The sequence below is a fragment of the Fischerella sp. PCC 9605 genome, from assembly GCF_000517105.1.
Lineage (GTDB): Bacteria > Cyanobacteriota > Cyanobacteriia > Cyanobacteriales > Nostocaceae > PCC9605.
Genome location: NZ_ALVT01000034.1, coordinates 168,165 through 190,890 on the forward strand (window position 1 = coordinate 168,165; position 22,726 = coordinate 190,890).

The window sequence follows — 22,726 nt, forward strand, 5'->3', positions numbered from 1 at the left end:
ACTAGATATTATCCTAAAATACAAACTTAGGCTAAAGTTAAACTTTTTTGAGTAAAAATTGAGAAACTTGTGGTAATTTTTCTTTTTTTAATTACTCACAGCGAATCTTTGTAGGTACTATACCTCAGTGATGTGGTGGCAAATAATCCAGAGGTGTCTTTGTCTGTTAGAAGATTCTACTAGGATAAGCCATAAATTTATAAATACCAGTATTCTCATTTTTCTACGGTTGTATGAAACCACCCTGCCTCCTCGCTTGCGTGGAGGGGGTAGGGGGTGGGGTTCTACTTCAAATCGTAACCAAACAAATTCGGGTCAACTTCCCCTAACTGCAAATCTGCCAAACCATACTCAGCCCAGCGCCTCTCAACCATCGCCGCCACTTCCGGATCTGACTCCAAAGGCGCACCCCATTCGTGTTCGGTTTCCGGCGGAATTTTCGTAGTAGCATCAATTCCCATACGTCCGCCCAAACCAATCTTTTCACTGGCAAAATCCAAACTATCAAAGGGCGTATTCGGCAGAATAAATACATCCCGTGTGGGGTCAACTTTAGAACTAATTGCCCACACCACTTGACGCGGATCTCTAATATTGATGTCCTTATCGACCACAATCACAAACTTGGTGTATGTAAACTGCGGTAAGGCACTCCAAAACGCCAATGCTGCCCGTCGTGCTTGCCCAGGATAGGCTTTATCAATAGATATAATCGCCGCTTTGTAACTCAAAGCCTCCATTGGCAAGAAGAAATCCACGATTTCAGAAACTTGTTGCCGCAGAATCGGAGTATAAATACGATTGAGGGCGATCGCCATCATTGCTTCTTCTTTCGGTGGACGCCCGCTAAATGTGGTTAAATAAATCGGGTCTTTGCGCTGCGTCATGCAGTGGAAGCGAATCAAAGGCGAATCTTCCACACCACCGTAATAACCCATGTGATCGCCAAAAGGGCCATCTGGCAAAACTTCCCCTGGTGTTATCGTCCCTTCCAAGACAATTTCGGAATCGGCGGGAACTTCCAAATTTACAGTTTTGCACTTTGCTAACTGCACGCCTGCACCGCCGTAAAGTCCAGCAAACAGCCACTCAGATAAATCTACTGGAATCGGTGTAGCAGCCGCCATGATAATTAAAGGATCTACACCAAGAGCGATCGCTACTTCTAATTTTTTCCCACGTTCTGCTGCTTTGCGTAAATGTCTTGCCCCACCCCGCACCGATAACCAGTGAACGGTCATGGTATTGTGAGATTGGAGTTGTAAGCGATACACACCTACATTTGGCGTACCCGTCTCGCAATCTTTAGTAATCACAAGCCCCAGCGTGATAATCTTGCCAGCATCACCAAGATAAGGACGTATAAAAGGTAACTTATTTAAATCTAAATCTTCCCCTTGCATGACTACTTGCTGACAAGCAGGGAAAAAATCTCGTCCTGGTTTCGCCTTCAATACGTCAAACAGCACCTTTCCAAAATCTATCGCCTGAGAAATCTTCTTTGGCGGTTTGGGTTGTTGCAGCATCGCCAACTTTTTCCCCAGTTCCTCCAACTCTTGGGGATGCTGCATATTCATCGCCCAGCAGATCCTTTCCACCGTCCCCATCAGGTTGATTGCTACAGGTATGGATGAACCTTTGACGTTTTCAAACAGCAACGCCGGACCACCTTTTTGCAGCATCCGGTTGGAAATTTCCGCAATTTCTAAATCTGGGTCAACTGGCGCTGTAATTCGCCGTAATTGTCCCTTTTCTTCCACAAGCTTGATAAATCCTCGTAAATCTCTTGCCATTGTTTTAGAAAAATTTTTAAGAACTATGAAGCGCTCCTTTTTATTATCTTATTCCCAAGCCTCTAACCTTACTTCTGTGAAAGTGTGAGCAACACAAATAAGATTTTGCTTGGTGTCTTTGTGTCTTGGTGGTGAAAAAATGTCTTTATTAAACCACTAAGACACTAAGACACCAAGATTGAAATGTCTTTTCGCCCAACCTTAACAGGGTATCCCTAGCTTTTAGCCGCTAGTCTAAGATTAAGGTAAAAAGTAAATGGCATGGAGCTTCAAACAATGTCTAAAATTACTCCAGCTGCCTTAGTACTGGCAACAGTGATTTTCTACCCATCAATAACGCTGTCACAAACCCCAAGCGACGGACGCAGCACTACGCCTCAACCAGGTTGCTTGTCTGGTTATTCTGATGGTACATATCGCGGTTCGCGCCCAGTAACTCGCTATGAATTTGCTGCTGGCATGAATGCTTGTTTAAATCAGGTGAATGAACTGATTCCCAATAGGGCTAACTTGGCAACGAAAGCAGACTTTGAGGTTTTGATTAAGCGGCAACTAGAGTTAAATAGACAACTTCGAGAACTTAATCAGCGAGTTGATAATATTCAAAAATGATTTTTTTTCAATCGACCACCGATACACACAGATCATGAATCAACAACGCGAGTTGCCCGATTGGAATAATTTGTATCAAGAACGCCAAGTTGAAACTATGCCTTGGTACAATCCGAATCTTGATGTGGATCTTGAGCAAGCCTTAATAAAGCTAAATATCCAAACAGGGACGGTATTGGATCTTGGTACTGGGCCGGGTACGCAGGCGATCGCCTTAGCTAAACGGGGTTTTCAAGTTACTGCTACAGATATTTCCCAAGCAGCTGTGAGTCAGGCTGAAAGTAAAGCTAAAGAACAAGGTCTAAGTATTTCTTTTAGACAGGATGATATTTTTAATACTCACCTTAACCAAGAGTTTGACTTTGTGTTTGACCGGGGCTGTTTCCATGTATTTAATCCTGATTTAAGGCAAGACTACGTTCGTATTGTACATGGTTTAATCAAGCCCAAAGGTTACTTGTTCCTAAAATGCTTTAGCCATTTGGAAACAAGGGAAGGGGGCCCCTATCGATTTACACCCGAAGAAATTACAGAAATTTTTGGCGATCGCTTCAATGTTATATCTATTCATGAAACGGTTTACCAGGGTACTTTAGACCCACTGCCACGAGCATTATTTAGTATTTTGGAAAAATATTGAACCCTGTTTAAATACTGGCAGACAAGCTTCAATAACTATCCTCAGCGAGAAATGAGTTGCTTCTACCCTCTGAAATAACTTCTTGCAGTAAAATGAGTCTCTGAGATAGAGGAGGGCATAAAGTGACTCGAGCGATCATTGTGCGCCACGGTCAAAGCACGTATAATACCGAAAAACGTATTCAAGGGCGCACCGATGCGTCTAAATTAACTGAAAAAGGTCGTAACGATGCCAGTTTAGTAGGCAAAGCCCTCAGTAATATTTCATTTAATGCAATTTACAGCAGTCCTCTACAGCGAGCAAAAGAAACAGCAGATATTATTTCTCATTCACTTGCAATCAACTCTGAGCAGTCTATTGTTGCTCAAACTTCCGATAAATTATTAGAAATTGACTTGCCTTTGTGGGAGAGAATGCTCTCGGCTGAAGTCAAACAGAAGTTTCCCGAAGATTACCGCATCTGGCAAGAACAACCCCATCAACTACAGATGCTTGTCAAAGATGCTGATGGAAGCAGAGAACATTTTCCTGTCTTAGCTTTGTACGAACAGGCACGGCAGTTTTGGCAAGAAGTTCTGTCCCGCCATCAAGGCGAAACCATGTTGATTGTAGGACATAACGGCATTAATAGAGCTTTAATCAGTACGGCACTCGGCATTTCTCCATCTCGTTATCATTCCATCCAGCAATCTAACTGTGGTGTTAGCGTGTTAAATTTCTCTGGTGGATTGGGAGAACCAGTCCAGCTAGAGTCAATGAACCAGACCCAACACATGGGAGAAATTCTGCCTTCGCTGCGACCAAACCATCAGGGTGTGCGTTTGCTGCTGATCCGGCATGGAGAAACTGAGTGGAATCGCCAAGGCAAATTTCAAGGTCAAATTGATGTTCCTCTCAACGATAACGGTAGGCTACAGGCACAAAAAGCTGCTGCATTTCTCAAAGATGTAGCAGTTGATTTTGCTGTCAGCAGCCCAATGTTGCGTCCTAAAGAAACAGCTGAACTAATATTACAGAACCATCCTGGTGTAAAGTTAGAATTACAAGATGGTTTTAGAGAAATTAGTCACGGACTCTGGGAAGGAAAATTAGAATCAGAAATCGAGCAAGAGTTTCCAGGAGAGTTGCAGCGCTGGCGCACTCTACCAACAGAAGTACAAATGCCCGCAGGGGAAAATTTGCAACAGGTGTGGGAACGCAGCATCGCAGCTTGGCAGTCTACTATCCAAGCTGCACTAGCAAACCAACTCCAAACCGGAATAGTAGTTGCTCACGATGCTACTAATAAAACCTTGCTTTGTCATATTCTGGGTTTATCATCAGAAAATTTCTGGAATTTCCGCCAGGGCAATGGCGCAGTCAGCGTTATTGACTACCCCTTAGGATTGAGTGGTTTACCAGTGGTGCAAGCGATGAATATTACCGCTCATTTGGGTGGAGGTGTGCTGGATAAAACCGCAGCAGGGGCTTTGTAAGAGTTATGGTATGACAAGTGAATTATTACAACAAGTACGGGTTATCGACCCGGTTTCTGGAACTGACCAAATAGCGGATGTGCTGATTGGTGAAGGCTACATTCGGTCAATTGCCAGTAGCATTTCGGATGTGCCACAGGACACTCACATCCGAGATGGTCACGGATTAGTGTTGGGAACGGGGTTAGTGGATTTATATAGCCACTCCAGTGAACCGGGGTTTGAAGAACGGGAAACCCTCTCGTCTTTATTACAAGCTGCTGCTGCTGGCGGCTTTACAAGAATCAGCATTTTACCGGACACATCCCCACCCATTGATAATCCCGCTGTGGTGTCGCAGTTGTTGAAGCGAGGTGGAGAGTTGGGGTGGCGGGGAGTTGGGGAGAAAACCTCACCCCATCTCAACATCTGGGGTGCTATCACCCTCGATGTTGCTGGTAAGCAAATGACGGAATTTGCAGATTTAGCAGCGGCAGGAGTAGTTGGCTTTGCTGATGGTCAGCCCTTGGAAAATATGGCACTGGTACGGCGAGTGTTGGAATATCTCCAACCTTTGGGTAAGCCCATAGCGCTGTGGTGCTGCGATCGCCAGTTGATGGCGAATGGAGTCATGCGCGAAGGCCCAGACTCAATCCGCTTTGGTTTACCAGGAAATCCTGTGGCTTCGGAAACCTCTGCTATCTCCGCTTTCATAGAATTGGTTGCTGCTACGGGTACGCCAGTACATTTTATGCGCGTCTCTACCGCCCGTAGTGTGGAACTAATAGCATCAGCAAAAGCTCAAGGTTTGCCCATCACCGCCAGCACTACCTGGATGCATCTTTTGCTCGATACGCAAGTGATTAAAAGCTATAATACCAGCTTGCGTTTAGAACCGCCTTTAGGTAATCCTGATGATTTGTTAGCGTTGCGGGAGGCAGTACGCACAGGTATTGTAGATGCGATCGCCATTGACCACACGCCCTATACTTACGAAGAAAAAACAGTGGCATTTGCCGAAGCACCGCCGGGGGCGATCGGTTTAGAATTAGCGTTGCCCTTGTTGTGGCAGTATTTGGTAGAAACTGGTGAATTCACAGCTTTACAATTGTGGCAGGCGTTGAGTAGTCGTCCAGCAGAGTGTTTAAAACAAAGTATGAGTGCGATCGCACCTAGTCAAAAAGCTGAACTAACTCTATTTGACCCCCAGCAAAGCTGGAAAGTTGATCGGTCAAATCTCCATACACTCTCACAGAATACACCTTGGTTTGGACAACAACTAACAGGTCAAGTAGTGCAAATTTGGTGTTAAAAATAGCAAATAACAATGAATCAGAGAAGTGATACTAGGTTGCAGTCAAAGATAGTACTTCCCTCACCCTGCCTGTCGGCACCCCTCTGCCAAATTGGGAGAGGGGAGGGGGAGAGGGCACGAATTGCTATATCTGAACACAACTTGGTATGAGTTTTTTTTGATACTATTTAAAGAATAGTACGCAGATAATTTTCAAAAGCCTACGAAAGTTGCTTGCTTTTATAGGGAAAGTCAGAATTGAAAAGCTGTTAAGTTTCATCTTCTGACTTTTCCTGACTTTAAAGAGTGGCGATCGCTTGATTAATATACCTTCATTCCTTGCTAACTTGCTTGAAAAATCATTTCCGCCCCATGTAAAGATACATCCAGCTTCTGGGAACACTAAATGTATCATCAAAATTAATAGAGAAAGTATCGATGTGGAAAGGCGGATTTAATCCTAGCTCAAAAAACACGCTTCCCTTGCAAATATCAGAAACATATCTCCAAGCAAGGAAACGTGGTACAATCACCCATGAATTTCACAAAAATTCATCAGCAGAAATCCAAGTTCCACAGGATTGGGAAGACCAGACATCAGAAGCATTTAGGCTACTTAAGCAAGGACTTCAACAGCAGCAAACTGGTGAGTTACCTGCTGCAATTATCTCCTTACAACAGTCCTTGTCATTATTTCAGGTTGCTGGAGACTACCAAAGACAGGCACAAGCCCTTTGTTGTCTAGCTTCGATAGTTTACACTTTAGGGGACTACAAAAGTGCAATTTCTTACTCCCAGCAATGTATATCTTTAGCAAAAGATGCAGAAGACTTGCAGCTACAAGTACAAGGGTTTTCTCATCTAGGTAATGCTTATCGTCACTTAGGCGATAATCACAAGGCAGCTGAATATTTACAAGAGTGCTTGCAGATAGCACAGCAACTACAAGATGAGCGAAGTCAGGTAGCAGCACTGAATAATCTAGGATTGGTTTACAAAGCCTTGGGAGACTTGTCGCGAACTATTGAGTTGCAGCAGCAAAGCTTAGTAATTATACGACGGCTTCAAGATAATTGGGGCGAAGAACAGGTGCTAAAGAATCTGGGCAATGCTTGTTATGCTTTGGGAAACTACACCAAAGCAATTGATTACTATGAGCAGTGTGTAAAAATATCACGCTCACTCAATAACCACCGCAGTGCAATTCAAGTACTCAAGAACTTAGGTAATGCTTGCTATGCTATGGGGCAATATACTAAAGCTGTCGTGTATTATGAAGAACGTTTGAAATTAGCTAGGCAAATCCAAGATCAACGTACTCAGGAACAGTGCTTAGGTAGTTTAGGAGTTGCTTGTGAAGCTTTGGGTGATTATACCAAAGCAGTTGCTTACTATGAAGAACGTTTGGAGCTAGCTAAAACTCTCAACGATCGCCGTAGCGAAGAACAAACCTTGCCAGTCTCAGAATAGCTTGTTACGCCTTAGGTGATTATGCCAAAGCAATGCAATACCAACAGCAGAGTAGGGATGAGAACAACCATCCTGTTAAGAGAATTAGGAACTAGAATTCAATTTGCGCCCTTATCGTCTTATTTAGTGAAGGATGCTTGAGTACTTCTTCCAGGACGTTAAAGCTAGTAAGAAACTCCATCAAATTTACAACTCAACATTTGACTAGAGTGCTTTTGTGTTGCAATAATTACCAACAATGCCGCACTCAAAGATGCAGGACTAGCATCCTTATTTATAGCTGGAATTACTTTATATAGTTTAAAGACTAAAACAATTGAAATTACTAACTTACACTCTCTGTTGCTTCTTCAATTACTAAAAATGTAAAAAATATTACTGCTCAAGTTTAATGCTATTTAAGCTGGAGTGAAAAAACTAAATTTGAATTTGCATAATCAAAACAATCTACTAATTTTAAAATTTTCTTAATATTAAGTAAAAATACTCTTTGTGAAAGATAGCTATTTAATTTAACATCTTTGGAGCAGTGAAATCCGAGCTAATCTATTATGTATGTGTTCTCGCTGACAATTGATGCTGTCAATTACCATTCTCCAGATTTATATTCTTACCTATTTCTTACCGCTACAAAAATAAATAATTAGTAATACTGGAGTTCTTAACTCAGCTTACCATAGGTTATTTATTTAATAACAGTCATCTTTTTTGCAGCCATTTCATTTTTATTTTACAACCTTGTTTTCGTAACTAGATAAATTTATTCGCAGTTAGTGTTGCTAGTTTATATATTCAGCTTTTATCCCACTATAAAAGGAGGTATAAGCGCAGTAACACACACAATCGCTCAATTTTTAGCAACTAGTTAGCGTGGTATAACTAGTGTTGTCATTATTGAATTATAATTCCATTTTATTACCCCTTTGTACTTCGGTAAATGAGGTGACAAGAAGTTGAGGCAAGCAAATACAGCCTAACTACACTGAGTCTAAACAAAGAGGGTCATTAATTATGAATTGCCGATCGGAAAGTAGTTGCAGTTTTTGTTAGAGGTCTTCAATCATGTCTGATTCAGTTGGAGAAGAATTGCTATCTTTCTTGAAAGAATTGGAAAAGCGCAGAGAATTTGCTACCGGATATCCCTATAACTTATCTTATGACTATACTCCCTTACTAAATTTGTTTAATTTCACATTAAACAACTTAGGAGACCCATATGTAGAATCTAATTATGCTATTGATTCCCGTAAGTATGAACAAGAAGTATTAGACTTTTTTGCCAATCTATATAAACTACCAGACGACGACTCTTGGGGTTATATTACTTCCTGCGGTACAGAGGGAAATTTATATGGAATTTGGCTGGGAAGAGAAGTATATCCAGATGGAATTTTATACTCTTCCGAGGATAGTCATTATTCAGTCGCCAAAGCAGCAAGATTATTTAGGATTGAACACGTGGTTGTCAATTCCCAACCAACGGGAGAGATAGAATACGATCATTTTGAAGAAATGATTCAACAGAATAGTAGGCGACCTATAATCATAAATTTAAATATTGGCACCACCATGAAGGGAGCCATTGATAACTTAGATGTAGTATTAAATATCTTAAAAAGAAATCAGATACAGGATTTTTATATCCATTGTGATGCAGCCTTATCAGGAATGATGTTGCCTTTTGTAGCTAATGCTCCTCAAGTTAACTTTACTAAACCTATCAGTAGCATTGCTATTTCTGGTCACAAATTCATTGGTTCTCCTTTAGTTTGTGGAGTAGTGTTAACCCGAAAGGAATTTGTCAATAAAATTGAGACCAGTATCGACTATATTGGGTCGAAAGATACTACTATTCTAGGATCTAGAAATGGTCATGCTCCGCTTTTTCTCTGGTATGCCTTAAAGAAAAAAGACTATCAAGGATTAGCAAAGGAAGTTGAATTTTGTCTGGAGAATTCTCAGTATCTTTTTAATAACCTCCAGCTATTGAACTATCCTTGCATGCTTAACAATTTCTCTAATACAGTCGTTTTTAAAAAGCCTCCTATACAACTAGTTAAAAAATGGCAATTAGCTACCCAAGGTGATTGGGCACATATGGTAGTAATGCAAAATATAAATAGACATAAAATAGATACTTTCATTACTGATTTAAAAGGTTTTAGATATCTCGATTAAAAACGTAAAATATAAAATATCATACAAAGTAATTTTGTCTGTACTGAACTCAGACTAAATATTTCGGAAATTGCAATGCTGGCATTATATATATCCGTATAATAGGATGCTTGCACTAACTATATCTGCTTGATTTTTGCTTGATAGTTAAAAAATACACTTTATGCTTGTACTGTTGTTGCTCATTCTATAGTAGAAACTAAAACAAGATACTAGTGAAAACGTGTTATAATTACAATATTTATTTTTGGGAAGCAAAAAACTTCCAAAATTAGGGGAATTCTATCTGGTTTATTTAGAAAACAAGCAAATTATTGGGATTGAAAACTCAATCTCAGCTTCTTTGATTTGCTTATTTCAAAAAAAAAACACAAAGTCTCCATCTAACTTTTTAGTTATCCAATATTCCTAAACAGTCACCTTGGAAACATATTTAGAATGACATCATAAACAAGCATTTTTACCATCAGGTTTTTCAGATCTGAATGATGAACTATATATTTAGTTCATTAGACATTTTCTCTTCGCCTACAGGTATTTCCTTAGATCGCAATTTTGATATCAGCTTTGTTGAAAATAGGATATGTCCGTAAAACACCATAAAAGTATTTTTATTTACGAAGTTGTTCCCGAAAACTATTTAAAGCGACGACAACTGAAAGTTGGTGCTGGTTCGTTGTTGTTGTGGGGCTTAGGTGTAGGTGCTGTCATCTCTGGTGATTTTTTTGGATGGAACTATGGTCTATTGGTAGGTGGCTTCTGGGGATTAGCCATTGCTACTTTGCTAATGGCAATCATGTACATATGCATAATCTACGCTGTTGCTGAACTGTCAGCAGCACTACCCCATGCTGGAGGCTTCTATTCCTTTACTCGTAATGCCTTTGGGCCGTTTTGGGGCTATATTTGCGGTGTAGCCGTTGCTGTTGAGTATGTATTTGCTACTGCCGCGATCGCCTCTGGTATGAGCAATTACCTCAAGCCTTTGATTTCCCCTGTGCCAAGTTCCTTTGTATGGCTACTTGTCTATGTAATTGGCGTAGCAATCTGTATCCATAGTATGGAACTGAGCCTATATGTGAGTTTTTGGCTAACTCTGGCAGCAATTATGGTGTTAGGCATATTCTATGTGAGTATGCTAGGAGCGGGTGTTTTCAAGCTGGAACTGCTGTTTAATGTTCCTGCCGATCTGGGGCGATCGCCAATGTGGCTACCGAAAGGCTGGCAAGGTGTTTTTGCAGCAATACCCTATGCTATCTGGTTCTACCTGGGAATCGAAGCACTTTCACTGGCAAGCGAAGAAACCGATAACGTGCCCAAGAATATGCCGAGAGGACTGAAATCAGCAATGTTTACCCTGATTGTTCTTTCAGTTTTGACTCTAGTGCTGAACTCAGGTGTAGGTGGTGGTGCTGCTGCAATTGGTCAATCAAATGTACCGTTGTCAGCAGGGTTAGAGGCTTACTTTGGGAAGGGTTCTACTAGCAACATCATCACAGCGATCGCCCTAAGTCTGGGTTTGGGAGTTAGCTTATTAACTCTAATCTACAGTTATGGGCGCATTCTTTTTGCTCTTTCTAGAGCTGGATATATACCGCGTTGGATTTCAGTCACTAACAAAAACCAATCCCCTTACCGAGCATTAATTCTAGGTACAGTAGTTGGATTGATCTGTGTAATGCTAGTTGATCTCGGTAGCGATGCAGTGGATGCAGTTATTTTAAATATGTCTGTTCTTGCAGCCTTGATCTCTTACGTTCTGGTCATGTTAAGTTACATCAAGCTCAAGTTCAGTAGTCCTGAGTTACCGAGATCCTATAAAAGCCGATTAGGAAGAAAAGGAGCAGCTGTCGGAGCGATCTTAACTATTTTCGCCCTGATTGCTTGCTTATCTGTACCAACTTACCAATCTGCTATCTTGGGCGTTGCAGTTGTGATGGGCTTAGCAGTTCTCTACTTTTTCTTTAGTAGAAATCAATTAGTTGCTCAAGCGCCTGAGGAAATAGCAGCAATCAAGAAAACACTATGATATATTCCTCTAATCAGTTTCCTTGCTGCTGGCAACTCCTTTTATTGTTGAAGATACATCAGAGCTTCACTTGTTTCTACTTGGGGAAATTCTAGATAAAAATTACTAACACTTGCGAATGGTTCCGGTGTTGCCAAAACGATTGTGCGATCGCCCCACTGACGCAACCAAGGTAGTAATTTCAGAGGTGCAACAGGCGCACATAGCCAAACCTGTCTTGGAGAATGTCTTTTGGTAGCAGCAGCAGCTACTGCCATAGTCATTCCCGTCGCAATCCCATCATCAACAATAATTACTGTTGCGCCTTCTGCATTCACCTGCGGACAAGCAAAACTTAATTCTGCTTCCAAGGATTTAGCTTGGTTAATAGCTTTATTTAAAGCTGTTTTTTGCCACTCTAAATTCTGTCTTTGGTACATTCTTCTTGGTTGAGCCCAAAGAACATTACCGCAAGCAGTTACCGCACCAATTGCTAACTCTGGATTTTCAGGATGGCTAATCTTTTTTGCTACTAATATCGTCAACGGGCAACTCAAAAGCTGTGCAACTGGTGCCGCCACCTCTAGCCCTCCTCGCGGCAAAGCATAGACGATTGGTGCTGGCTTTATCCCAGATTCATTTGCTTGCTGATTGAGAGTCTTATGGATAACTTGTGCCAGTTCCTCTCCGGCTTGAGTGCGATCGCTAAAAAGTGGGGTATGCGGCATGGTTTTTCCCCAGCATATGACAATGCCATTGCTTCGATCTTGACAGATTTTTATTGAAGTGAATTAATATTCGTATTTTGTTAAACTGGGAAAAGCTTTCATTTTTGAAACGTTTATACACTACTTAAGTATAAGTATCTAGAAACATGCAGAAGAGTTTATAGTATTTAGTATAAACATATACAAAAAAGCACTGCTGCTGTTTTTAGCATGGACTATTTTCGACTCAATATTTTACTTAGATTTAGATAGCTTACGCTGACATTAATATTTCAAGTTTCATGAGTAACGAACATCAACTCAGCCTTTTTGAGGAATCCAACTCTGAGGAATCCAACTTTGACCAAAAAGAACTGATTCCCACGGACGCCAAAATTCCCATTCCTCCAGGGACATATGCCAATATGACTGAATTGGCACAGCATTGCAACCAGTGCCATCGTTGTTCATTGGGAGACACCCGTACTCATGCAGTTGTTGGGCGTGGGAACCTCAAAGCACCCATTATGATTGTGGGGGAAGCACCAGGTCAAAATGAAGACGAAACCGGATTACCGTTTGTCGGAAAAGCAGGACAGTTACTAGAGAAAATTTTGGCATCTGTCAAACTAGATACTGAGAAAGATGTATACATATCCAATGTCAATAAATGCCTTCACGGTGACACAAGAGTTTTCACTAAACATGGAGCCAAACGACTGAACTGGATTGTGAAAAACCACTGGGATGGTGAGGTTTTGAGTGTTGATAATGATGGTAGCCTTGTTTGGAAGAAAGTCACTGGTTGGTATAGGTCAAAACTTGCAGGTAGACCTCTTTATAAGGTGTCTTTCAAAAATGGCAAAAGTAGTAACAAAGGTGAAGTAGGCTATATTGCCACAGGCGATCATCCAGTTCTCACCCAACGAGGCTGGATTACAGTTGAAGAATTACAAGATGATGACTTAGTTGCCACTGGTACACCCGCACCTGGAGAAAGAGGCTTACAAGTATTACTAGGTTCTTTGCTAGGTGATAGTTGTATTGGTTCTAATGGTGCATATCTTGAAAATCACAGTATTCAGCAGGAAGCTTATTTAAAACTCAAAACAAGAGTTTTAAATGGTTTTCGACCACAACTGAGAGAATATCTGGCTAAAACCCAAAATGGCAATAGTCATAGAGCCATTAGTATGGGATTGGCGAAAACTTACTACCTGCACGATCTACGTCAGGAATGGTATGCCAATGGTAAAAAAGACTTTCCCTTTGCAGCGCTACAAAAGCTAGACAACTTTGGTTTAGCCATCTGGTACATGGATGATGGCTATTGGAGGAGAAAAACCAAAAATGGAAAAGTCAGACAAGATATTGATGTTGAAATCCCGTTAGGAGACGTTACAAAAGAAACAGTTGAAAAAGTTATTAATTATTTTGCAAGTCAAGGTTATCAGACCTATGCAGTTTTTAGATCTACTTGGAGACTTTGTTTCAGATATGGTGAAGGAATTAGATTTTTAGAGAATATCGCAGAATATGTACCTTCTTCTATGCGGTACAAATTACCAGAGGAATTACATAGTATTCCCTTTAATTTGAAAGCCTACCAAGAAGAAGCTGTTGTAACCTACTGGAAACCAGTTAACAAAACACTATTACCACCAAAGCCAGATTCCTATCTGGTATACTGCATTGATGTTGAAGATACAGCCAACTTTGTAACACCCGCAGGCGTTGTACATAATTGCCGTCCTCCCGGTAATCGGACTCCGACACCTGAAGAAATGGCGGCTTGTAAACCATATTTACTAGAACAAATTCGTCTGGTTGACCCTAAAATCATTCTGTTGACGGGTGCAACTGCTGTCAAAGCTTTAACCAATGATAAGCGAGGAATTACCAAAATTCGCGGAACCTGGATGGAGTGGGAAGGACGTTTATGCATGCCGATTTTTCACCCTTCTTACTTGCTGCGTAATCAGTCTCGTGAAGTTGGTAGTCCCAAGTGGTTGATGTGGCAAGATATTCAAGCTGTGCGTGCTAAGTACGATGAAATTCTGGCAGCAAGGGACTAGTAGTCTGCCAATCGAACTTTAATGGTTTGATATGGTTCGTAGTGAGCGCTGTCTGCGCTCAATTAAGCACTAAAGTGCTTACTACGAACTCAGCAAACTTGGTGTGGTAGACCACTACTATTAGGTGCGTTAGAACGCCGTCCTAACGCACCACAATGTTCAATTAACTTGACAAAGCCAAGATTCGCTTTCTATACACTTGGCAATGGGGTGTTTCGTCGTTGAACCAGACTCAGATGTATCACGATGCCATCCTTGCCAAGTATCGGCAGCCAGCTTAGAAAATTCACCCTGCACTTGAAACCAGTTAGGATTGTCTTCTCCATTCCATAGATTACACAGTAAATCTAAAACTTTCTCGGAAGTGTAATTGCTCATTTTATTCAGTTTGCTTTTGTTTGACTTAGTTAACTGATCGTCTTCCTTAAAAACCTTGCTCAGTCCTCCTTTAATGCTCAAGTTGCTAAGCTTCTTCGAGCACCTGGAAATATTGAAGAGTGCATCACACATCCGACGGTTTAAGCCTAAGTATACAGACCCCTTAAGTGCCTTTAAAAAACACTCTAAAGCGTTGGTAGGGTCATTTTGAATTAAAAGCTGATATTCCCCATCGAGCAAATAAATTTCTGAAAGAACTGCCTGGCGAAAATTCTCGCTATGACCAGTTGTTAAGTCAGCCTTAGCAAGGTTATCAGCAAACTTAAATGCTTGTCTTGACAAATTAGCATCTCCGAGCCTTACCCAGACTCGTCCTGCTAAAGCTAGCCATCGAGCCATCCGCTGAGTTAAACCAATGCGTGATGCATAATGAGCAGCTCTGAGAAAATTTTCTGCGGCTTCTTCAAGTGTATTTTTCTCATCTGAAAGATAAAACTCTATCCGCGCAGCATTCCCATAAATTTCAGATAAGGCTTGATAAACATCCAAACCAGGATCTTTATAGCAAGAGCCTGGTTTAATTGCACCTCTAATTTTACTCTCCCATCCTTCTAATCCCAGCCATTTACTTCTCTGACTGGATTCAGATAAATCTGGCTCATGTCCGCAGGAAAGCTCATACAAATAGATTTCTGACTGGATGAGAGCCTGGATAGGAATAAGCTCTTGCTTTGCTTGTTGGTCTTCTTCAAGAACTTCTTTAATTTCTTGAATAAGCTGTTTGGCGTTAATAATGTTGCCTTGGAAAATTGACAGCCTCAGTTCTAGTCGTTTTGCGAGGAAATAGCAGCGGTAGAAGTTGAGCCGATAGGAAAAGTAAATATTTTCCTTGGGAATTTTTTTCAATTCATCCTTAGCGGTATCAGCAATCCTCTTAATCTCAGCGAACTCACACTCTTTATCAAGAAACTGAAAATTTTGAAAAGCTTTCCTTGCTATAGTTAATCGCTTCCTCAATTCCGAGAGGACTTTACATGCTGAACCATATTTTTCCAAGTGGAGTCTATCATTTCTGTTCTGATCTGCTACCCATTGCCTTGCTGCACAGACGATCGCTTGCAGCATAGTGATCATCGAATCTCGGTCAACCCAAATCCCCTGATACTGTTGCTGATTTCCCAGAATTACCGTTGTTTCAACCAATGAATCAATACTGCTATCGAGGGTTTTTGTTGATAATGTGACATTAGCTAACTCCTTTGTAAAGCCCATATGTAGGCTACAAGCACCAATAGCATTCTCCACCATTGTGTTGCTGGAGGTGTACATCCATTCAAGTAGGTCACTAGACCTGCCATCATGGCTAAAGCTACAGGTTACTACTGCCATAATCACTGGATTGAGTGAATCGAGTGACTGTGCTTCTAGTTGCATTGTTGAGCGTGCACCTGGAGTATTCAGATCAAATTCTGCTTGATTAGCGATCTTTACAAACTGATGGTATAAATCGCTATATTCTTCTTCATAATTGACAGACCGAGATAGAGTTCTAAATTCCAGCTTTTTAACTCTGATATGAAGATTCGCTACATCTTTGGGCATTTGTTCCTTAATAACAATACTAAGGAAAAGTGCGATCGCCTCTTGCTGGGTAAAGTTTGTCTTACCTCCAGCTTTTAGTCCTTCCCAGGCGTGATGCAGCTTATCAATCACTTCCAGCCTCAGTTTTAAGCCCAGTGTTGGCTGAGATTTCCAAAGGTTATCAATGAGATATCTTAGAGAATCATTGTCATGATACTGGCGATGTTCTCGAAAAAGCTCTTTGCTTGCAATTGCTATCTTGTTGCTTACAATTGCGAAGAACTCTTGGGTTGTAGATAGTAAATCTTCAAACTCTAGCAACTCAAGTAATGCAGCTATCTTGGCAACTTGAAAAAATCTTTCTGGGGTAACTCGAATAACACTATAGCGGTTCTCTGGCAAGAAACCAGCAGACTCCAGTAGCTCGTCAGCCCCAATCTCTCCCAACAACTTTCGTAGTTTGTCAGGATTAGATTCTATTTTTTGTGAGCTTTCGTCACTCTCTCTTTTTGATTTTTTCTTGGATGCGCTACGATTGTGAAGATTATTGCACAGTTTGATCAATCCTTCACGGTCAACCGGCAATCGTTCCTTTCCCTTATTCAAAAAATCAATTACGACTGGTCGGCTAACACCCATTCCTTCTGAGAGTTCTACCTGCGTTGCTCCCATTTTGTCTAGGAAAAACTGAAGCATCTCGCGTAGTGCTTCTTGGTTTCCAACGCTTTCTCTGCTCATGACCTTTATTATAATTCTTAAATGTAAATCCTATTGACATTTAAACAGGATCAACATCTGTTTTTTGTATTTATGTATACGTAATATCAATTATAAATCGCTTTACAATTTACATGTTCAGTAAACTTACAAAAAAACTGTTTTTTGTATTTTAAAATACAAAATATTACCTTTATATGTGATTTTAATATTTACATGCACATGATATTTACAGTGTAAAACTAGATTATGCCTCCCGAAGCAGTAGAGAAAATTCTTGACTACTGCGAACGAAGGATAGCTGGGTTTCAACAATCTAATCACACTGGACTTATAGAAATCCGATGCTGCCCTTATCAAGGTCAGTACAAAGTCGAGTGCCGCTGCGGAGATTATCAATATTTCCCAATTGCACGAGAAGACCTAGCTGTCTGGAATACGCCTCCGCTGTCTAGACAGCGGGAAACCTTGGAAACCGTAGAACAGGTTCTAGCAAAACTTAATAGCGCATTATTTGAGACTTTTCGTCTACAGCAAGGTTATGCGACTATTTTGATCCTACATAGTGCAGATAACGGTCGATACGGGTTCCAGTTTTGGCCATCAGTAGTCCACGGAATAAAGCCCTGGAATTAAGCGTTGCCGAGCTTGGAGTAATGGTAGCGCAGCTCCACCTCATGCATTTTTTGAATAAATCCGAATAATCTAATAAATCTCTGTTAACAGCTCATCGATGGGAACAACCACGACGGATGCTGCTGAAGCTTCAGCTTTGCACATCCGTTTTTTTCTGCAATCAACAAAACAAAATAATCACTGGGAGAAAAAAGTGAATTTACTAAATAACCACAAATTTAGGAATAATATCAAGTTCGGATAATCACTTTATATTCCCACTGCGATCGCCACTATTAGGTAATATCCCAATTACCAATACCCAATCCCCAATCCCCAATCCCTAATCCCTAATCCCCAATCCCCAATCCCTTTTACTTCCCAAATCGCACACTTCCAGCACGACAATCTCTTAACCACGTCTTAATTCCTTCAGCAACAGCGCCGTTACTGCTATCTCGCGGGGGGGTCGGGGGATTTTTCTTTGGATAGAAACCAGTTTGAGAAAACATTGTCACCATCCACCAACCACTCTTGGCTTTTGTTAAAAATAACCAATGGAATTGTTGTAATTCTACGGCTTTTTTACCTACATACTGCCGCTCTAAAGTAGTAAAAAACACTTGTTCAACACCTTTGGAAGCGTTTTTTGATTCTTCGCCAGTATCTTCGGTTGGGTTTAGAGGTAGCGGTGTAAACTCTGGTTTTCCTGCGACTAGAATATAACCGTAAACGTCGGTTGACCTCTTGAGGCGGCGAGCGCGTTGAATAATTCGATTAGTATAACTAGGTAAATCGCGCAGAAGTTGCGTAGTTAATGTTTCTATATCTTGTTCTAAGCAAACAGACCTCACCCTATCTTTATCATTCTCCTGTGCTATCGGCGAGGGGTTAGGGGAGGTAAGGTTCTGCGCGAATGCTTGGTCATCAAGCCAATTTGAGATGAAAAACCAGAAGCCACAAGCTACAAGCCACAAGCCATACTTTTTCTTCCTAGCTTTGGACTTCATGTCACCGTTGCTAACTCGTCGCAAATTTTTTTCCAGGCTAACTCAGGTTCGGCAGCAGCAGTAATAGGACGCCCAATGACGAGATAATTTGCTCCTGCTTGCAATGCCTGCTTTGGAGTAAGCGATCGCTTTTGATCTCCTTTATCTGCCCAAGTAGGACGCACTCCCGGACAAACTAACACAAAGTCACTCCCGCAACTATCTCGCAACTGCGCTACCTCTTGAGGCGAACAAACCGCCCCATCTAATCCAGTTTCTTGCGCCATCAGTGCCATTTCTAAAGCATACTCTGGCAATTCTAAAGGAATCCTTAAATCAAACGCCAACTGTCGGGAAGAAATACTAGTTAACAGTGTAATCGCAATTAGCTTTGGTGGTTCTACACCCGCTTGTGCTGCTCCTGTTTGCACTCCATCCGTTGCTGCTTTCAGGGCATCTCTACCAGCTGTAGCATGAATAGTCAGCAAATCAACACCGTAATGTGCCGCTACACGGCAGGCACCAGCGACGGTGTTAGGGATATCATGAAACTTCAAATCCAGGAAAATTCGCTTTTGCCGGGATTTTAACTCTTGGAGAATCTTCGGCCCCGTACTAGTAAACAACTCTAAACCAACTTTCCAAAAGCTGACTTGTGGCAGTTGTTCGACAAGGGCGATCGCATCTGCCTCATCAGCCACATCTAAGGGAACTATGATTCTTCGATCTGCGTTCATCTGTGTTCGTTATCTAGGGATCGGGGATCGGGATAAGGGGGACAAGGAGGACAAGGGAGACTAGGGAGAGGGGAAGACGCACCGGATGCAAAGAGGAGGTGATGGGGAGAAAAACTAATCTCCAATCCCCAATCCCCAATCCCCATCATGGTACAAGTCGAACAAACTTATTTTTCCCCAGTTGCAAAACTCGTCCATGCAATTCACCAGGTGCTTGGAAAGAGGCATCAACATCGGTGATGCGATCGCCATCTAGCCGCACGCCACCCTCTTGAATTTTCCGCTTTCCTTCCCCACCGCTTTTACACAAGCCGCTGACATTGAGAATATAGGATAATTTTGCCGGGAATTCTACTTTAGATAGAGAAAATTCGGGTACATCACCTGCTTCAATGTTGTTGACGGCTTCATGTCCGTGATACTGCCGGACTATTTCTTGCGCGAGCAATTTTTGGCGATCGCGTGGATTATCTGGCAGTTTTTCCAGCGGTAAATCCGTCAGCAGTTCAAAATACTGTTCCAGCAAATGGTCGGGTACACCTTGCAACTTTTGATACTTCTGAGTTGGATGTTCTGATAATCCTACATAATTACCTAAAGACTTAGACATTTTTTGCACGCCATCAGTGCCAATTAAAATCGGCAGCAGCAACCCAAATTGGGGTTTTTGTCCAAAATGGCGCTGCAAATCTCGCCCAACTGCTATGTTAAATTTCTGGTCAGTACCACCTAATTCCACATCTGCTTCGATTGCCACAGAATCAAAGCCCTGCATCAACGGATAAAGGAACTCATGTAGAAAAATTGGATTCTCTTTTTTATAACGTTCAGCAAATCCTTCTTTTGCTAGCATCTGCCCTACCGTCATGGTTGAGAGTAACTCCAAAATTTTTCCCAAATCCAGTTTGGAGAGCCATTGGGAATTGTACCTTACCTCTAACCTTCCAGGTGTGTCAAAATCCAATATAGACCGCACTTGGTCAAGGTACGTCTGGGCGTTTTTCTCGACCTCTTCTTGGGTCAATTGGCGACGCACTTCGGATTTACCGCTAGGATCGCCTATGCGTGCCGTAAAATCACCAATGATTAGCACTGCTGTATGGCCAGCATCTTGAAACGCTCGCAGCTTTCGCATTGGTATGGTATGACCAAGATGAATCTCCGCACCCGTAGGGTCAATTCCATACTTGACCCTTAAAGGTCGGTCGGTTGTCGCCAAGCGCTTTTCTAAACTTTCAGTTTCACTGTCTGAGTCAGTTGGTTGTGGAAAAATTTCGACTACGCCACGACGTAACCAAGAAAAATTCTGCGCCATACTAATAGGATGTTGAATGTTATCAATGCTTTGCACTATAGAAGTTAAGTAGGTTATAGTCACTAGCAATGCTTCCGCTCTTTTATCTGCCAAACTAATATAATTGCAAAAAATTAACCGCCTTACTGCGCCAAAGAAATTATAGTTATATTTACAAGTGAGGAAGTGAGAACGCCGTGTCGTCTAGCACTTTTGAAGATAAGGAATCCCAAAATAGCCCTTCATCTGGCGTCGAGTTTTTGAAAGGAGTAGGTCAGGTAGCTGGCGGTACTCTACTATCAATTACCATGCTGGCGAGTTCTATTGTAGCGGGAGGACTGGTTGGCTTAGCCATTAGTTTCCGCAACTTGCCCGATGTTAGGCAGCTACGCAGCTTTTTCCCTTCAGAAACTACTTATATTTATGACATCAAGGGCAAGTTGTTAGCGAGTATCCACGGTGAAGCCAACCGCGAAGTGGTACCCCTAGATAAAATTTCTCCGGAACTCAAGCGGGCAGTGCTAGCAAGCGAGGATGGCGACTTTTACTATCACCACGGCATTAACCCCAAAGGTGTGGGGCGTGCTGTTGTCACCAACTGGATAGCAGGTGGAGTGCGTGAGGGTGGTTCCACCATTACTATGCAGCTGGTAAAAAACTTGTTTTTGTCTCAAAGGCGTGAGTTTACGCGCAAAATAGCAGAGGCGGTATTGGCAATTCGCCTAGAACAAATACTCACAAAAGACCAAATTTTGGAAATGTACCTCAATCAAGTGTATTGGGGTCACAACAACTATGGCGTACAAACGGCAGCGCGCAGTTACTTTAACAAGTCGGCCGAATATTTAACCTTAGCTGAGTCGGCAATGATGGCGGGTTTGATCCAAGCGCCAGAACAATACAGCCCTTTTATCAGCATGGAAAAGGCCAAATACCAACAGAAAGAAGTTTTGGGGCGGATGCTCTCTTTGGGTTGGATCACGCAGAAAGAGTACGACGACGCCCTGCAAGAAAAAATTAAGCTGGGTAGAATTAGGTCATTCCAAGGTAGCGCCCTGCCTTATATAACCAACGCTGTTTCCCAAGAGTTAGCGAGAAAATTTGGTCGCGAGGCGCTGCTAAAAGGCGGGATGCGGGTACAAACTACGGTTGACGCTAAGTTTCAAGCAATGGCAGAGGAGACTGTCAGTAAATGGCATAAAAGACTTCTCGGTCAAGGGTTATCTAAAAATCAAATTGCCCTTGTGGCAATTGACCCCCGCACGCATTATGTCAAAGCATTGGTGGGTGGTGTAGACTCCAGAACTAGCGAGTTTAACCGAGCAACTCAAGCTTATCGGCAACCAGGATCTGCTTTTAAACCCTTTGTTTACTACACTGCTTTTGCTACTGGTAAGTACGGGCCAGAAACGATTGTTTACGATACTCCAGTCAGTTACCGAGATGGCAGCGGTTGGTACAGCCCGAAAAACTACGATGGTAGTTATGGCGGCTCAATGTCAATTCGCACTGCTTTGAAGCTGTCTCGTAACGTCCCCGTGATTAAAATTGGCAAGGCTGTAGGCATGAATAAAGTTGTCGAGGCTTGCCGTACTCTAGGGATTATGAGTCCAATGGAGCCAGTGACTTCTTTGCCTCTTGGTGCTATTGGTGTAACACCTTTAGAAATGGCATCCGCTTATGCTACCTTTGCCAATTATGGCTGGCAGTCGCCGACAACGGTAATTGCCCGCGTCACTGATAGTAGTGGTAATGTGTTGCTAGATAATACTCCCAAACCCCAGCTAGTTTTGGAACCTTGGGCAGCAGCGGCAACTATCGACACGATGCGCTCGGTAATTACTGATGGTACTGGTAAAAATGCTGCCATTGGTCGCCCAGCCGCTGGTAAGACAGGAACTACTTCTTCAGAAAAAGATATTTGGTTTGTCGGTACTGTACCCCAGCTAACAACTGCTGTTTGGGTGGGCAGAGACGACAATAGACAATTGGCTCGCGGTGCGACAGGTGGTGTTATGGTTGCTCCCGTCTGGCGCGACTTTATGGTTAGGGCGCTCAAAGACCAGCCAGTGGAGAACTTCAAGCCTATTTCTCAGTTTCCTCGCCCTAAAAAGTAGAGGGATTAGGGATTATGGACTAAGGGACGATCAAAAATCAGAGATAGAAATTAAGAACTAGGATTTT

At 42.0% G+C, this 22,726-nt stretch carries 15 protein-coding genes and 3 pseudogenes; 12 read left to right on the forward strand and 6 right to left on the reverse strand.

The genetic code is table 11. The features are described from left to right. Positions 1-284 precede the first annotated feature (284 nt). The gene (locus FIS9605_RS0101215) at positions 285-1,793 is read right to left on the reverse strand and encodes a UbiD family decarboxylase (RefSeq protein WP_026730957.1); all 1,509 of its coding nucleotides are present in this window, start codon (positions 1,791-1,793) and stop codon (positions 285-287) included. A gap of 276 nt (positions 1,794-2,069) precedes the next feature. Here FIS9605_RS0101215 and FIS9605_RS46530 point away from each other — a divergent pair, with 276 nt between their 5' ends. The 7 genes and pseudogenes from FIS9605_RS46530 (at position 2,070) to FIS9605_RS0101250 (ending at position 11,470) form a co-directional block, all read left to right on the forward strand. Next, on the forward strand, positions 2,070-2,405 hold the full coding sequence (locus FIS9605_RS46530; protein ID WP_026730958.1) for an S-layer homology domain-containing protein: 336 nt from the start codon (positions 2,070-2,072) through the stop codon (positions 2,403-2,405). A gap of 34 nt (positions 2,406-2,439) precedes the next feature. Continuing rightward, a complete protein-coding gene (locus tag FIS9605_RS0101225; protein WP_026730959.1) occupies positions 2,440-3,045 on the forward strand; it encodes a class I SAM-dependent methyltransferase in 606 nt (201 codons plus the stop codon). Positions 3,046-3,167: 122 nt separating this feature from the next. Continuing rightward, the gene (locus FIS9605_RS0101230) at positions 3,168-4,520 is read left to right on the forward strand and encodes a histidine phosphatase family protein (RefSeq protein ID WP_026730960.1); all 1,353 of its coding nucleotides are present in this window, start codon (positions 3,168-3,170) and stop codon (positions 4,518-4,520) included. A gap of 10 nt (positions 4,521-4,530) precedes the next feature. Further along, positions 4,531-5,811, forward strand: a complete 1,281-nt coding sequence (locus FIS9605_RS0101235; protein WP_026730961.1) for a dihydroorotase — start codon at positions 4,531-4,533, stop codon at positions 5,809-5,811. Positions 5,812-6,231: 420 nt separating this feature from the next. Next, a pseudogene (locus FIS9605_RS35930) lies at positions 6,232-7,358 on the forward strand (tetratricopeptide repeat protein). A gap of 967 nt (positions 7,359-8,325) precedes the next feature. Further along, positions 8,326-9,441: a histidine decarboxylase gene (locus FIS9605_RS0101245; RefSeq protein ID WP_051469896.1), complete on the forward strand. Its 1,116-nt coding sequence runs from the start codon at positions 8,326-8,328 to the stop codon at positions 9,439-9,441. A gap of 583 nt (positions 9,442-10,024) precedes the next feature. Beyond that, positions 10,025-11,470, forward strand: a complete 1,446-nt coding sequence (locus tag FIS9605_RS0101250; protein WP_051469897.1) for an amino acid permease — start codon at positions 10,025-10,027, stop codon at positions 11,468-11,470. A gap of 41 nt (positions 11,471-11,511) precedes the next feature. On the opposite strand, the gene FIS9605_RS0101255 is transcribed toward FIS9605_RS0101250, so the two are convergent. Then, complete coding sequence (locus FIS9605_RS0101255; protein WP_026730964.1) at positions 11,512-12,177, reverse strand: phosphoribosyltransferase; 666 nt, start codon at positions 12,175-12,177, stop codon at positions 11,512-11,514. 281 nt (positions 12,178-12,458) lie between these two features. Here FIS9605_RS0101255 and FIS9605_RS44865 point away from each other — a divergent pair. The 3 genes and pseudogenes from FIS9605_RS44865 to FIS9605_RS45960 all read left to right on the forward strand — a co-directional run. Further along, positions 12,459-13,067 (forward strand): annotated as a pseudogene (locus FIS9605_RS44865) (uracil-DNA glycosylase family protein); the annotation flags it as partial. Between the two features lie 108 nt (positions 13,068-13,175). Beyond that, positions 13,176-13,589: pseudogene (locus tag FIS9605_RS45955) on the forward strand (hypothetical protein); the annotation flags it as partial. Positions 13,590-13,706: 117 nt separating this feature from the next. Continuing rightward, entirely contained in the window at positions 13,707-14,231 is a 525-nt protein-coding gene (locus tag FIS9605_RS45960; RefSeq protein WP_082209715.1) for a uracil-DNA glycosylase, read from the forward strand. A 159-nt stretch (positions 14,232-14,390) separates the two neighbouring features. Here the strand turns inward: FIS9605_RS45960 and FIS9605_RS0101270 are convergent, their stop codons facing one another. Beyond that, a complete protein-coding gene (locus FIS9605_RS0101270; RefSeq protein ID WP_026730965.1) occupies positions 14,391-16,928 on the reverse strand; it encodes a hypothetical protein in 2,538 nt (845 codons plus the stop codon). A 228-nt stretch (positions 16,929-17,156) separates the two neighbouring features. Between FIS9605_RS0101270 and FIS9605_RS0101275 the strand changes: the two genes are divergently transcribed. Beyond that, complete coding sequence (locus FIS9605_RS0101275; RefSeq protein WP_026730966.1) at positions 17,157-17,543, forward strand: hypothetical protein; 387 nt, start codon at positions 17,157-17,159, stop codon at positions 17,541-17,543. A 353-nt stretch (positions 17,544-17,896) separates the two neighbouring features. Here FIS9605_RS0101275 and FIS9605_RS0101280 read toward each other — a convergent pair whose 3' ends face one another. The 3 genes from FIS9605_RS0101280 to tyrS all read right to left on the reverse strand — a co-directional run bounded on the left by FIS9605_RS0101280 (position 17,897) and on the right by tyrS (position 20,563). Next, positions 17,897-18,532 carry a hypothetical protein gene (locus FIS9605_RS0101280; protein WP_026730967.1) on the reverse strand — a complete coding sequence of 212 codons (636 nt, stop codon included), beginning with the start codon at positions 18,530-18,532 and terminating at the stop codon, positions 17,897-17,899. After that, entirely contained in the window at positions 18,529-19,248 is a 720-nt protein-coding gene (pyrF, locus tag FIS9605_RS0101285) for an orotidine-5'-phosphate decarboxylase (RefSeq protein WP_026730968.1), read from the reverse strand. The genes FIS9605_RS0101280 and pyrF overlap by 4 nt, the downstream gene beginning before the upstream one ends. Positions 19,249-19,393: 145 nt before the next feature. After that, a complete protein-coding gene (tyrS, locus tag FIS9605_RS0101290) occupies positions 19,394-20,563 on the reverse strand; it encodes a tyrosine--tRNA ligase (RefSeq protein ID WP_026730969.1) in 1,170 nt (389 codons plus the stop codon). A gap of 176 nt (positions 20,564-20,739) precedes the next feature. On the opposite strand from tyrS, the gene FIS9605_RS0101295 reads away from it, so the two are divergent. Then, entirely contained in the window at positions 20,740-22,659 is a 1,920-nt protein-coding gene (locus tag FIS9605_RS0101295; RefSeq protein WP_026730970.1) for a transglycosylase domain-containing protein, read from the forward strand. Positions 22,660-22,726 lie beyond the last annotated feature (67 nt).